Source organism: Ruegeria marisrubri (assembly GCF_001507595.1).
GTDB lineage: Bacteria > Pseudomonadota > Alphaproteobacteria > Rhodobacterales > Rhodobacteraceae > Ruegeria > Ruegeria marisrubri.
The window spans coordinates 353,002-365,568 of the sequence record NZ_LQBQ01000001.1 but is presented as its reverse complement, the minus strand read 5'-3'; the positions used below and the strand labels follow the sequence as shown (position 1 = coordinate 365,568).

Sequence of the window (12,567 nt, the reverse complement as noted above, 5' to 3'; positions counted from 1 at the left end):
GGCGGAATCCTCTCGGATCAAAGTCCTGGCTCGAAACGGCTTGCTGCCGGGACCACGGTCGGCAGGTCGGCAAAATCTGGCCCTTGGCGACAGGCCAGATGTCGCTGCGCGGTCAGCTGTTGCGAGGGCAGAACCGCCAGCGCCACAGCAAGATGCCCGACCAACGCTTTTCCATCGGCTCTTTGCGTGTTTTCCCCGCCATTTCCTTTGACCTGATCCTGCAAAGCGGGTACCCTAGTTCTCGTTTTTTTAAGTACGGCTTGTGTCTTTGAGCGGGCCGGAGGTGTGTATTCGTGAATGGATTTCTTGATATTGCCAATCGCAAGGGTTTGCCCGGCGTTTCTGCCGTTGTTCCAGTTCGGTTGAAAGGCGGGGAGAGCAAGGGGGGCACATAGCGATGCCCGCTGACCCTGACCCGAAACCGATCGAACTCTCCGTCGTCATTCCGACCTTCAACGAGGTTCACAATGTTGCGGAGATCGTGAAGAGGCTTGACAGCGCGCTGTCGGGCATCTCTTGGGAGGTCATCTTCGTCGATGACCTGTCGCCCGACGGCACCGCGGACGCTGTCCGGCAGTTAGCCCGTTCCGACCAGCGCGTTCGCCTGATTTCGCGCCACAACCGGCGCGGCCTCTCCTCGGCGGTGGTCGAGGGCGGCCTGGCTGCGGCTTCCGATGTGATCGCGGTGATGGATGGGGATCTGCAGCACGACGAGTCCATCCTCCCCGAACTCTATGAAAAAGTCGTCAGCGGCGAGGCGGCGATCGCCTCTGCCAGCCGTTTCCTGGACGAAGACCGGCCGGAGGGTCTGGCCAGCGATCAACGCGTCAAGATCAGCAATACCGGCATCCAACTGGCCAACCGGCTCTTTGATCTCGACATGTCGGATCCGCTGACGGGATTTTTCGTGATGCGGCGAGAGGTCTTGCTGCGCGCCCTGCCGGAACTGTCGGAAATCGGGTTCAAGGTTCTGCTCGACATCATTGCCGCCTCGCGGCCACGCCCGAAGGTCGTGGAACTGCCGTTCCGATTTCGCGAGCGGCTGCACGGCGAGTCAAAGCTGGACAGCGGCGTCCTGTATGAATTTCTGCTTTTCTTCATCGAGAAGAAGATCAGCCGGTACGTCCCCCTGCCGGCGCGCTTCATCTCCTTCGCATTGATCAACAGTATCGGCATCCTCTGTCACCTTGCGGTTTTCCTTTTCGTCGAACGGCTATTCGGCGCCACCTTCGCGGTGGCTCAACTGGTGGCAACATTGGCCGCTCTGACCTTCAACTATACGGTCAACAACGCCGTCACCTACAATGACCGCCGCCTCAGGGGCGTCGATTTCTATGTCGGCTTCGTGATGTTCGCGGTGCTCTGCTCGGTCGGCATCTTCGCCAATATCGGGGTCGCGACCATGCTGCACCACCAATACGGAGAATTGATTGATCTTGCCCCAGCCATGGCAGGCGCCCTGATCACGGTCGTCTGGAACTATGTGGCGACACAGGCCTTTGTCTGGGGGCGGGTGCGATACCCCGATCTCGTATCGCGAAAGAGCGAGAGGGTAAAATCATGACGGATGTCTCCTTGACCAGCGCCCCCACGGATTCGATGCGCGAAGGCAAGCAACGGCGCACTGCCACTCGGGACGTTGCGCACCACGGTGATGGTGCCGGCGCTTTGCCGAGAACCAATGACCCCGGCGCGGCCGTGCAGCGCCCCTCCGGGGAACAAAGCACCCCGGCGGGCTTCATGGCGCTGCTTCGAAACCACGAGACGTTGGTCAAGTATTTCGTGATCGGGTGCGTGGCGAGCGCGATTGACGTGCTGCTTTTCCTGGTTCTCTACAACTTGGCCGGCACAAGCGCCCTTCTGGCCCACTCGATCTCGGTTCCGACCTCGGTATTGTTCAGCTTCTTCGTCAATACCAGACACAACTTCAAGACCACCGACTATGTGGCCCTCAGGTTGATTTCGTTCATAGCGGTCTGCGCCGTCGGCTATGGCACCGGGTATGCGATCATCTATGGCGCGCAGGTCGTCGGCCTCGATGCGAACATCGGCAAGATCCTGTCTCTGCCGGTCGTCTTCGTCGTCCAGTACCTGCTGAATTCGCGCATCACATTCCGGAAAACAAAGAAAACCGCGTCACCCGCCACACGCGAAGAACAAGGTGAACTGTCAGGATGAAACGTCCAAGAATCTGCATCATCGGAGGCGGCTTTACCGGTCTGACCGCCGCTTACCGGCTCACGCAAAAAGGCGCGGACGTCACGATATTCGAGGCCTCGGACAGGCTGGGCGGTCTTGCGGCGGGGTTCGAACTGGCCGGGCACAGCGTGGAGCAGGCCTATCATTTCCTCTACAAGACCGATGCCCATATTCTTTCCCTGGTCGAGGAACTCGGGCTGAGCGACCACCTCACCTATCACAAGTCCTCGGTGTCCACCTATTACGACGGCACGCTCTACCCGATGGAGAAGCCGATCGACCTGATACGGTTCAAACCGCTGAGCCTTTTCAACCGCATCCGCGCCGGGGTCAGCGTAGTCTGGCTGCAGCGAGAGAAGGACTGGCGGAAGTTGAGCGGAACCACCGCTTTGGAGTGGCTGAGAAAATATGCCGGTCGCCAGGTGACGGATGTGATCTGGGAGCCTCTGCTTCGCGGGAAATTCGACCGCTACTACGACAAGGTGACGATGTCCTGGTTGTGGGGGCGCCTGCTGCAACGGGTAGAGAGTCGGGACAAGCAGGCCGGCGGCGAGGTTCTCGGCTATTTCGACGGGGGTTTCCGTATCGTCGTCGACGCCCTTGAACGCCCGGTCCGCGAGGCTGGCGCGGATATCCGTTTCCGGACCCCGGTTTCGCAGATCGCCCATGACCCGGTGACGGACGAAGTCATCGTGACAACCGATGCCGGGCAGGAACGTTTCGACCGGGTGCTGGCGACGGTTCCCAGCCATGTTCTGGCCCGGATGATCGCCCCGTACGAAGAGCGTGATCCGGAATACTTTCAGCGCCTCAAGAGCGTGGACTACCTTGACGCAGTCGTGCATGTCTTTGCGACGCCACAGAAATTCACGAAATACTATTGGCACAACATCAACTCGGCCAATGCTCCGTTCGTGGTGTTTCTCAGTCTCACCAACCTTGTCGGCAGCGAGAGGTTCGGAGGCATGAACATCTACTATATCGGCGACTATGTCCCGCGCGAGCACGAGTACATGTCGATGGAAGCTGCCGATCTGAAAGAACGCTGGTACGAAGAGATCCGGCGCATTTTTCCGGACTTTGACCGCAACAGCGTCGTGGACGACGGTCTCTTCCGCCTGCGAAATGCGCAACACATTGTCGATATCGGTTTCGAGGAAAACAAGCTGGTGCCGCATCAGACACCATGCCCGGGCGTTCTGATGTGCAATTTCTCGCAGATCTATCCGATGGACAGAGGTACGAATTACGCCGTGCGCGATGGAAACCGGATGGCCGAGATGCTGTTGGAGAGTCTTTCAACAGCGGCATCCGCGGAGAACGCAGAGCAGCGCGCCAATTCGACTGATTTATTGATGGAAACCAAGCCCGTGGCCTGAGCAACAGCCTCGCGCCATCGGCCAAGGGAATTTGATCGACCGCCGTATGTATAGGTGGAACTCATGCCGCACGGCCAGGAAACGGTAGCAAACCGCCGGGACCAGATGGAACCCAGAACCACAGAAGCCGGAACCACTGGGCTGGTCCGCCGGCCATCAGGCCTGTCTCGGTGGCTCGGCCGTGTCACCGTGGCCCTCGTCGTTCTCGCCTGCATCGGGCTTTCCGTTTTTGCCGGATTTGAGATCGGCAAGCACAAATGGTTTCCACACCGGGTCTTCGACAAGGTCGACCGAAAGCTCGAACAGGCCGTGACAGGCGTGTTGCCGAAGACTGCCGGGACTCTGGACCTCGAACAACTGAATTCCCACCTCATCATTCTGCAAGCGGATGTCGGCCTCGTCCCACTGAACCGCTCCGGCCCGTTTCACACCGTCAGCGAGAATGGTGGAGGTCTTGCCTCGTTCGGCCGCGATGTTCTTCTGTTGCCCTATGACGGACGCATCTATGCCGCGAGTTCGGGCAAGAATATCCGGGCAACGAACATCACCGCCCCCGACACGAACCGCGCAGCCTATGAGGCACTCGCAGATGACCCGGACTTCGCAGACTTCGGGATCGAAAAGGGGTATCTGCGGTACAACGATCTGCTTCATATCTCTGACCCGGATGGGCCGGCTCTGGCCATTGCCTATTCCGAGTATCATCCGGCAGAAAAATGCGTGACCAACACGGTTGCACTTCTGCGGCTGGACGCGACGGTCCAGTCGATCGACGAGGTACGGGCCGGGCCGGCGGATTGGCGGATACTCTACCGTACCAAGCCATGCCTGCCGCTGAAGAGCCGGCATTTCGCGATCGAAGGTCACATGGCCGGAGGAAAACTGGCCTTCCGGGCCCCCTCCACGCTGTACATGACAAGCGGAGATTTTCATTTTGACGGAATGCGGTCGGAACCCGGTCCGGGAATCGCGCAGGATCCCACGGCGGAATACGGAAAGATCCTGGCAATCGACACCGCCTCGGGCGATTCCAGGATCGTTTCAATGGGGCACCGTAACCCCCAAGGCCTGACCCTAGCCTCCGACGGGAGGCTGTTCTCGACCGAGCACGGCCCAAGGGGCGGAGACGAATTGAACCTCGTGCGCGATGGCGCCAACTACGGTTGGCCACTGGAGTCATATGGTTTGACCTACTGGGACGCCAGCGCGATTCCCGGCTCACTGAGCTTCGGGCGACATGAAAACTTCGATAGACCGCTCTTTTCCTGGGTGCCGTCGATCGCGGTGTCCTCCGTCATTCAGATCGACGGCTTCCACCCGGCGTGGGATGGTGATCTGCTCGTCGCCACGCTGCTGGATGGTAGCCTGTTCCGGCTCAGGCTCGCACAGGGGCGCGTGGTCTATTCCGAACGGATCCGTGTCGGCTCCCGGATACGGGACATCCATCAGCACGACGACGGGCGTATCGTGCTCTGGACCGACGACAGGACCTTGATTTTCCTGTCGGGCAGGGACCGGCTGAATGCATCTGTTTTATTTGATAAATTCGTGATCCGGAAAAACCTGTCAGATCGAATGGCCGATCAGTTGGCATCCGCAATTGAATCCTGTGCGGAATGCCATTCCTTCGAGATCGGCGATCATGAGCGGTCGCCGAGCCTTGCCAGGATATTTGAAGAGGACATCGCCTCGACCAGCTTCCAGGGCTATTCCACCGCGCTCCTCGACAGGGGCGGCAGCTGGACCAAGGAAAAGCTGGCGCAGTATCTGCGCGATCCGCAGTCTTTTGCCGCGGGCACCTCAATGCCCGATCCCGGTATTCACGACGAAGCGGTCATTCAAGAACTTGTGTCCTATCTCGAAGAAGTCAGCAAAGCATTCTGACACGGCGGCGCGCCGAAATGCAAAGCGACCGTCGGCTGTTCCACATTGCAGGTCCCGAACCGGTTTGGCCGCAAGCGGCCGGGTCAGGGCGGTGTTTCATCCGGACCACTGCCGCGCTACGGGCCTGGAGAGCCCCAGCAGATCGATGGCGCGCGCGGCGATCTGGTCGATGATCTCCTGAACGGTATTCGGCAAAAGGTAAAATGCCGGAACAGGTGGCAGCAGGATCGCGCCCATCTCGGTAACGGCGGTCATGTTGCGCAGATGGGCCAGTGTCAGCGGAGCCTCGCGCGGCAGGAGGACAAGACGACGGCGCTCTTTCAATTGGACGCCCGCAGCGCGGGTCAGGAGGTTGTCGTCAAGACCGTTCGCAATCGAGGCAAGGCTGCGCATCGAGCAAGGCGCGACGATCATGCCCGCCACCGGAACCGAGCCCGAGGCGATGGTGGCGCCGATATCCCCGACCGGGTGCGAGCGGGTGACCATGGCACGCAGCCGTTCGGGCGCGTCGGGACCGCATTCCTCGCGCAGTGTCCTTTCCGCAGCAGGGCTGACCACCAGATCGACTTCGATCTGCAAGTCCCGGAGTTGCCGCGCAACGGACAGGCCCAGCGCGGCACCCGAAGCACCGGCAACCCCCAGCACCACCCGCGGCGCGGTCATCGGGCCATCTCCGGCAGAACCCGTCTCAGCAGGTCGTCGGCAAATGCCGCATCCTCCGGGGCCGTGCGCATGACCTCGCCCCATTCCCGCGCGGTTTCCGAGCCGATCTTGGTAGTCGCGTCAAAACCGATCTTCCCGGCCAGACCGGCCTGCGGCGAGGCGAAATCGAGGTAGTCCATGGGCGTATTCTCTATCATCATGACGTCGCGGGACGGATCCATCCGCGTGGACAGGGCCCAGGCGATGTCATCCCAGTTCGACGGGTCGATGTCGTCATCGACCACGACAATCATCTTGGTGTAGCTGAACTGTGGCAGCATCCCCCACAGCGCCATCATTACCCGCCTTGCCTGCCCAGGATAGCGTTTGTCGATGCTGACGACCGCCATGCGGTAGGAGCAGGCCGCAGGCGGCAGCCAGAGGTCTCGGATCTCGGGGATCTGCGCGCGGATCGTGGGCAGGGCCAGTTTGTTGAACACGCCGCCGATGATTGCCGGTTCGTCCGGCGGGCGGCCGGTATAGGTCGAAAGATACAGCGGGTCGCGGCGATGGGTGATCGCGGTGATGGTGACAACCGGGAACGGCTCGGCGGGGTTGTAGTATCCCGTGTGGTCGCCGAACGGCCCTTCGGGCGCGGTCTCGGTCGGTGATACCCAACCCTCCAGCACGATCTCAGCCTCGGCCGGAACAAGCAAGGGAACGGTTTTCGCCGGCACCAGTCGCGGCCTGCATCCGCTGAGGACACCCGAGAAGGTCAGTTCCGACACGGTTTCCGGCAACGGCAGGGCGGATGACAGCAAGGTGGCCGGGTCGGCACCCAGAACGATGGCCACCGGTGTCGGCTCCCCTGCCCTTGCCCAACCACGGTGATGCGCGGCACCACCCCGATGCGGCAGCCAGCGCATGATTGCCCGGCTGCGGTCCAGCACCTGCACCCGGTAAACACCTGCATTGTACTTCCCGGCATCCTCTGCATCGGACCCGAAAGGCCGTGTCAGCACGACCGGCCATGTGATCAGCGGCCCCGCATCCCCCGGCCAGTGCGTCTGAACCGGGATGCGCGACAGGTCCACATCCTCGCCGCCTTGAACCTCCTGCTGGACGGGGGCCGACCGGCAGACCTTGGGCCGCGTGGTCAGCGCCGCCTTGAGCATCGGCCAGCGCGACAGGGCATCCTTCATCCCGTCCGGCGGCGAGGGCGAGCGCAACTCGGCCAGAAACGCGCCCAATTCCTCTAGACTCTCCTCTGACACGCCCAGTCCGGCGGCCACCCTCTCGGCGGTTCCGAACAGATTGGTGACGACCGGCATCTCTGACCGCCTGCCGTCGCCCAGAACCGGATGATCGAAACGCAGCACCGGGCCGCCGCGCTCGAGCACGGCCCTGTGCACGGCGGTCATGCGGTGACGAACGGGGACGGGTTCGGCAATCGATACGAACTGCCCCGTCCCGGCGCACCAGTCCAGAAAACCACGCAGGTTGGGATATGGGGGAAAAGCGCGAATGGCCGCCTCCTTTTTTGTCAGCGCGTATCAGTAAAAAGAGGGGGGGAGTTTGACTTTGGTCAGGTGCTACCCGCCGACGGTTTCCTAGAAGGTCCGGGAAAGACCACATCCAACAGGCAGAAAGGCCCCCCTGTTGAACGAAACACACGTTTCCATTCCCGAGGTTCCGCCGCTGCTGGCACGGCCGATGGCGCTGGCGCCTCTGGCGCCGCTGTCCCTGTCCCTCAACACCTTTGCCCGGGCGGTGGCGCGCAACCATCCCGGCCTGTTCCGCCGTCTCGGGGAACACGCGCACGCCAAATTCGTTCTCGACCCGACCGACCTGCCCTTCGTCATCCTGCTGGAACCGAGGGGCGGCGCGCCCAAGGTCACCGTCCGGCGCCGCTCGGCGCAGGGCGACGCCCGGATCGCCGGCCCGCTGGCCGCGTTCCTGGGGCTGGTTCACGGCGCCTATGACGGCGACGCTCTGTTCTTTTCCCGCGATCTGGTCATCGAGGGCGACACCGCCGCCGCGCTGGCCCTGCGCAACGCCATCGACGATGCCGAACTGGATTTCGCCGAAGAGGCCGCCCGCCTCTCTGGCCCCTTTGCCGCGCCCTTGCGGCGCATCATCACCCTGACGGAGCGCCGAATGGGCATCTGCCTGTCCCGTCCACCCGAGGAACTCGCATGGTAATGGAGATCGTTTGCCCGGCCGGCACTCCGGCCGCCCTGCGCGCAGCTGTCAAGGCAGGCGCGCACACCGTCTATTGCGGTTTCGCCGATGAAACCAACGCCCGGAACTTTCCCGGCCTGAACTTCAGCCGAGAAGAGATGCAGGAAGGCGTGCGTTTCGCCCACGCCCATGGCGCCAAGGTGCTGGTGGCGATCAACACCTATCCGCGCGCCGGAGCGGAAGAGATCTGGCGGCAGGCGGTCGCCGATTCGGAAACTGCCGGGGCCGATGCGGTCATCCTAGCCGATCCGGGTCTGCTGGACTATGCCGCGCGCAATCACCCCGATCTGCGTCGCCACCTCTCGGTGCAGGCGGCGGCGGCCAATGCCGACATCATCAATTTCTACGCCCGGGCCTTCGGCGTGAAGCGGGTGGTTCTGCCGCGCGTTCTGTCGGTGCCCGAGATCGCCGCGATCAATGCCGAGACCGATGTCGAGACCGAGGTGTTCGTGTTCGGCGGGTTGTGCGTGATGGCCGAAGGCCGGTGTTCGCTGTCCTCCTACGCGACGGGCAAGTCTCCGAACATGAACGGGGTCTGCTCTCCGGCCAGCCATGTGGAGTATCGCGAGACCGGCGACGGGCTCGACGCCCGTCTGGGCGGCTACACGATCCACCGGGTCGGTCGGGATGAACCGGCCCCCTACCCGACCCTGTGCAAGGGATGCTTTACCGCTGGCGGCAAGACCGGCCACCTGTTCGAGGATCCGGTCAGCCTGAACGCCGAGCAACTGATCCCGCAACTGGCCAAGGCGGGGGTCACCGCGCTCAAGATCGAGGGTCGGCAGCGGTCGCGGTCCTACGTGGCGCAGGTGGTGCGCAATTTCCGCGCGGCGGTTGATGCCCAGGCGGCAGGGCAGCCGATCCCGCAGGGCATGCTGGCCTCGCTCTCCGAGGGGCAGGCCACCACGACCGGCGCCTACAAGAAGACCTGGAGGTAATGGGCATGGAACTGACAGTCGGAGCCAACCAGTTCTTCTGGAAACCCGAGCCGTGGTCCGCTCTCTATGACCAACTGGCGCAGGCCCCCGTGGACCGCGTCGTTCTGGGCGAGCTTGTCTGTTCCAAACGGCTGCCCTTCTACCAGGACCGCATTCCGGCGGCGATCACCACGCTGCAGAAGGCGGGCAAGCAGCCGGTTCTGACCAGCCTCGCGCTGGTCACACTCAAACGCGAGCGCAAGATGACCGCGGAACTGGCCGAGATGGGGGTAGAAGTCGAAATCAACGACCTGACCGCTCTGGCCCTGTTGCCCGAAGGCGCGAAGTTTTCCGTAGGACCGCTGGTCAACGTCTATAACGAGAGCACGCTTTCCTGGCTGGCGGGGATGGGCGCCACCCGCGTCTGCCTGCCTCCCGAACTGCCGTTGGAGGCAGTCAGGACATTGGCGCAGGCCGGTCGTGATCTGGGCGTCGCGATCGAGGTCTGGGGCTATGGCCGGGTGCCGCTGGCGATTTCGGGGCGCTGCTATCACGCGCGCCGTCATGGCCGGACCAAGGACAATTGCCAGTTCGCCTGCGAGGAGGACCCCGATGGGCTGGATGTGCGCACGCTGGAGAACCGCAGTTTTCTGGCGATGAACGGGGTGCAGACTCTGTCGGATACGCATGCCTGCGCCGATCATCAGGTCGAGACCCTGCGTGATGCGGGTGTGTCCGCCCTGCGCCTGTCGCCGCAAACCGGCGATTTTGCGGGGCTGTGCGCGCTCTGGCGCAAGAGGCTGGACGGGGAACTGGCCGCAGGCGCCGTGGCCGAGGCGCTGCAACGGGCGCAACCAGACATTCGGCTGAGCGACGGCTTCCTGACCGGCGCAAGCGGCACGGAATGGTCCGGGGCGCAAGCCAGCGCCTGAGCCGCCAAATGGGTGCGGTCGGCCAGTTCTGGGACGCCCCCTTCAGACCGTTGTTTCTGGCCGCCGCGCTTTGCGCCATCGCCACCGTCGCCCAATGGCCTCTGGGCCTGCCGCCAGAGGTCCTATCGCCGGGATTGTGGCACGCCCACGAGATGTTGTTCGGCTTCGGCGGCGCGGCTGTCGGCGGCTATATGTTGACGGCCCTGCCAAGCTGGACCGGGAAGCAGCCGGTCAGCGGCAGGCCGCTCGTGTTCCTGACCCTGCTGTGGCTGTTGGCGCGCATTGCCGCCTTCAATGCCGGGCAACTCGCCCCGCCGGTTCTGGCCCTCGCCGGGGCAAGCTACTTCCTGTGTCTCGCGGCCCTGCTGACGCGCCAGATCGTGGCGTCACGAAGCTGGCCCAAACTCGGCTTCGTTTTAGCGATCATTGTCCTGGCCGGCACGGACGCGGCGCTGTTGCGGGCCCTCGCCTTGGGAGAGTTGGCCGTGGGGCGCGAGTTCGTCCATGCCGCCGTCTTTGTTTTCGCCCTGCTGATGTCGTTGGTCGGCGGCAAGCTGGTGCCGGCCTTCACCGAAAGCTGGCTGGCGCAATCGGGGCATGTCGGCGCAAGACCTGTCCCGCGCTTGCCGGTTGCGGCCGCGATCGCACTTGTTGCTGCGATGGGATTACAGGCCACCGGCCTAGACTTGCCGACCGGCGGCCTTCCGGTCATCACCGCGGCCTTGTTGCTGTGGCACATGCGCGGTTGGCGCAGTTCGACGATCCTGTCGGAGCCGCTGCTGGTCGCGCTGCATCTGGGCTACCTGTGGTTGCCCCTTGGTCTTGGGCTGGCAGGCATCGCCCGACTGGCGCCGCTGCCCATTTCAGACACCGATGCCCTGCACATGCTCACGGTGGGCGCGATGGGCGGGCTGGTCTTTGCCATCGCCGGCCGCGCGGCTGCCCGGCGAGTAGCGGGAGGTCTGCGGGCCGGCCCCGGATTCGCCTCCGGTTTCGCATTGATCTGGCTTGCAACCTGTGTTCGAGCCGCGCTGCCGGAGAACCTCACCCTGTCGGGGGCGCTTTGGTGTCTGGGTTGGTTAGTTTTCACGCTGCGCCTGCTGCCCGCCCTGTTTGGGCCTGTCGACAGACCAGTTCTGAGCGGTCGCCGCTCACAGACACCACTGAAAGCCCCGGAATCCTGAAGGAGGGAACAAATGAAAATCGGAGTTGTCAGCGCCCCTGAGCGTGGAGAAACCGACCGGCTTCTGAGCAAAACCGCTCAGGCGCTCGAAACCGCGGGGGTCCGCACGTCGGGCATCGTCAAGGTTCTGGAGCATGTCAGCGAGTTTGAAAACGGCTGCGACATGAAAGTCCGCGTTTTGCCTGCCGGGCCGGTGATCAAGATCACTCAGTCGCTGGGCCAGGGATCGGGCGCCTGCCGGCTGGACCCCGGCGCAATCGCCGAAAGCGTGGCCCAGGTCGAAAACGGCGCGCTACACGAGGCCCAGATTTTCATTCTCAACAAGTTCGGCCCCGAAGAGGTCGCAGGCCGTGGATTCCGCAACGTGATCGGTGAGGCGCTGGAACTCGGCATCCCGGTTCTGGTGGGTGTCGGCCCCGCAAGCAGGGCCGAGTTCGACACCTTCGCCGGCGGTTTTGCCGAAACCCTGCCCGCCGAGGCCGATGCCATCCGCGATTGGTGTCTGAACACCGTGCAAGAGAACGCCGAGCGGTGACCACTGCCCAACGGCGCCGTTGCGGAACGGGGCCTACAGATAACGGGGCCTACAGATAAGGTGGCGTGCAGGCCGATACCACCACTGCCACGCGGTCCGAGATGTTGCGGAACCGGTGCGGCTCGAGCGAGTTGAACAGATAGGCGTCACCCGCCTTGAGAACGCGGACCTGGTCGCCAACCGTTACTTCCAGTTCGCCGGACATGACGATCCCCCCTTCGGTGGCCGGGTGGGACAGCATGTCGGCGCCGGTATCCGCGCCCGGTTCATAGGTTTCGTGCAGGATCTGCAGACCTAGGTCGCGGGCATTCCCGACCTGTTTCAGAGTCAGGCGCCCAATGGTGCCGGCGCGGTCCGAATAGATCCTCGAGGTCAGGTCTTTCAGCTGGTCCGGTGTAAAGAAAACCTCGCCCCCTTGATTCGCCTCCGGCTCAAAAAATTCGGACATTGTTATCCCAAGACCGCCCAAAATCTTGCGCAATGTCGCAACCGACGGACTGCTCTTGTTGGTTTCGACCATCGAGATCTGGCCGTGGGGAACCTCGGCCGCTTCGGCCAGTTGCCTTTGTGAAAGACCTTGATTTAAACGCAGTTCTTTCAACCTCGCCCCAACGTCGAACTCATCCATCAGTTATCCTTCCCTGATATATGCAGC

General features: G+C 62.8%; 13 protein-coding genes and 1 pseudogene. 9 read left to right on the top strand and 5 right to left on the bottom strand.

Annotated elements, in window-relative coordinates:
- Positions 1 to 17 precede the first annotated feature (17 nt).
- Entirely contained in the window at positions 18 to 224 is a 207-nt protein-coding gene (locus AVO45_RS01725) for a hypothetical protein (protein ID WP_068343904.1), read from the bottom strand.
- 173 nt (positions 225 to 397) lie between these two features.
- Here AVO45_RS01725 and AVO45_RS01720 point away from each other — a divergent pair, with 173 nt between their 5' ends.
- From AVO45_RS01720 to AVO45_RS01705, 4 genes are all read left to right on the top strand, one after another.
- A complete protein-coding gene (locus tag AVO45_RS01720) occupies positions 398 to 1,564 on the top strand; it encodes a glycosyltransferase (protein WP_068343902.1) in 1,167 nt (388 codons plus the stop codon).
- Positions 1,561 to 2,178: a GtrA family protein gene (locus AVO45_RS01715; protein ID WP_068343899.1), complete on the top strand. Its 618-nt coding sequence runs from the start codon at positions 1,561 to 1,563 to the stop codon at positions 2,176 to 2,178. The genes AVO45_RS01720 and AVO45_RS01715 overlap by 4 nt, the downstream gene beginning before the upstream one ends.
- On the top strand, positions 2,175 to 3,578 hold the full coding sequence (locus AVO45_RS01710) for an NAD(P)/FAD-dependent oxidoreductase (protein ID WP_068343898.1): 1,404 nt from the start codon (positions 2,175 to 2,177) through the stop codon (positions 3,576 to 3,578). Before AVO45_RS01715 ends, AVO45_RS01710 begins: the two co-directional genes overlap by 4 nt.
- A gap of 63 nt (positions 3,579 to 3,641) precedes the next feature.
- The gene (locus AVO45_RS01705) at positions 3,642 to 5,462 is read left to right on the top strand and encodes a PQQ-dependent sugar dehydrogenase (protein ID WP_082688621.1); all 1,821 of its coding nucleotides are present in this window, start codon (positions 3,642 to 3,644) and stop codon (positions 5,460 to 5,462) included.
- A 96-nt stretch (positions 5,463 to 5,558) separates the two neighbouring features.
- Here AVO45_RS01705 and AVO45_RS01700 read toward each other — a convergent pair whose 3' ends face one another.
- Together AVO45_RS01700 and AVO45_RS01695 are read right to left on the bottom strand one after the other, a co-directional pair.
- Positions 5,559 to 6,125 carry a UbiX family flavin prenyltransferase gene (locus AVO45_RS01700; protein ID WP_068343894.1) on the bottom strand — a complete coding sequence of 189 codons (567 nt, stop codon included), beginning with the start codon at positions 6,123 to 6,125 and terminating at the stop codon, positions 5,559 to 5,561.
- Complete coding sequence (locus AVO45_RS01695; protein WP_068343892.1) at positions 6,122 to 7,630, bottom strand: UbiD family decarboxylase; 1,509 nt, start codon at positions 7,628 to 7,630, stop codon at positions 6,122 to 6,124. Before AVO45_RS01695 ends, AVO45_RS01700 begins: the two co-directional genes overlap by 4 nt.
- Positions 7,631 to 7,763: 133 nt before the next feature.
- On the opposite strand from AVO45_RS01695, the gene ubiT reads away from it, so the two are divergent.
- From ubiT to AVO45_RS01670, 5 genes are read left to right on the top strand one after another with little or no spacing between them, the layout of a single operon-like run.
- Positions 7,764 to 8,306 (top strand): ubiquinone anaerobic biosynthesis accessory factor UbiT, encoded by a 543-nt coding sequence (ubiT, locus tag AVO45_RS01690; protein WP_240482037.1) that lies wholly within the window; start codon positions 7,764 to 7,766, stop codon positions 8,304 to 8,306.
- Complete coding sequence (ubiU, locus tag AVO45_RS01685) at positions 8,306 to 9,283, top strand: ubiquinone anaerobic biosynthesis protein UbiU (RefSeq protein WP_068343890.1); 978 nt, start codon at positions 8,306 to 8,308, stop codon at positions 9,281 to 9,283. Before ubiT ends, ubiU begins: the two co-directional genes overlap by 1 nt.
- A gap of 5 nt (positions 9,284 to 9,288) precedes the next feature.
- Positions 9,289 to 10,194, top strand: a complete 906-nt coding sequence (gene ubiV / locus AVO45_RS01680; protein WP_068344672.1) for a ubiquinone anaerobic biosynthesis protein UbiV — start codon at positions 9,289 to 9,291, stop codon at positions 10,192 to 10,194.
- On the top strand, positions 10,167 to 11,378 hold the full coding sequence (locus tag AVO45_RS01675; protein ID WP_068343888.1) for an NnrS family protein: 1,212 nt from the start codon (positions 10,167 to 10,169) through the stop codon (positions 11,376 to 11,378). Before ubiV ends, AVO45_RS01675 begins: the two co-directional genes overlap by 28 nt.
- Before the next feature lie 12 nt (positions 11,379 to 11,390).
- A complete protein-coding gene (locus AVO45_RS01670; protein WP_068343885.1) occupies positions 11,391 to 11,912 on the top strand; it encodes a DUF2478 domain-containing protein in 522 nt (173 codons plus the stop codon).
- Positions 11,913 to 11,961: 49 nt separating this feature from the next.
- Here AVO45_RS01670 and AVO45_RS01665 read toward each other — a convergent pair whose 3' ends face one another.
- Together AVO45_RS01665 and AVO45_RS20155 are read right to left on the bottom strand one after the other, a co-directional pair.
- Positions 11,962 to 12,360, bottom strand: a complete 399-nt coding sequence (locus tag AVO45_RS01665) for a cupin domain-containing protein (RefSeq protein ID WP_240482062.1) — start codon at positions 12,358 to 12,360, stop codon at positions 11,962 to 11,964.
- A pseudogene (locus AVO45_RS20155) lies at positions 12,361 to 12,540 on the bottom strand (helix-turn-helix domain-containing protein); the annotation flags it as partial.
- Between the last annotated feature and the right edge of the window lie 27 nt (positions 12,541 to 12,567).

Coding starts and splice junctions, on each gene's coding strand:
- AVO45_RS01705 (WP_082688621.1), top strand. CDS start 3,642: ATGCCGCACGGCCAGGAAACGGTAGCAAACCGCCGGGACCAGATGGAA.
- AVO45_RS01670 (WP_068343885.1), top strand. CDS start 11,391: ATGAAAATCGGAGTTGTCAGCGCCCCTGAGCGTGGAGAAACCGACCGG.
- AVO45_RS01675 (WP_068343888.1), top strand. CDS start 10,167: ATGGTCCGGGGCGCAAGCCAGCGCCTGAGCCGCCAAATGGGTGCGGTC.
- AVO45_RS01710 (WP_068343898.1), top strand. CDS start 2,175: ATGAAACGTCCAAGAATCTGCATCATCGGAGGCGGCTTTACCGGTCTG.
- AVO45_RS01715 (WP_068343899.1), top strand. CDS start 1,561: ATGACGGATGTCTCCTTGACCAGCGCCCCCACGGATTCGATGCGCGAA.
- AVO45_RS01700 (WP_068343894.1), bottom strand. CDS start 6,125: ATGACCGCGCCGCGGGTGGTGCTGGGGGTTGCCGGTGCTTCGGGTGCC.
- AVO45_RS01665 (WP_240482062.1), bottom strand. CDS start 12,360: ATGTCCGAATTTTTTGAGCCGGAGGCGAATCAAGGGGGCGAGGTTTTC.
- ubiU (WP_068343890.1), top strand. CDS start 8,306: ATGGAGATCGTTTGCCCGGCCGGCACTCCGGCCGCCCTGCGCGCAGCT.
- AVO45_RS01720 (WP_068343902.1), top strand. CDS start 398: ATGCCCGCTGACCCTGACCCGAAACCGATCGAACTCTCCGTCGTCATT.
- ubiV (WP_068344672.1), top strand. CDS start 9,289: ATGGAACTGACAGTCGGAGCCAACCAGTTCTTCTGGAAACCCGAGCCG.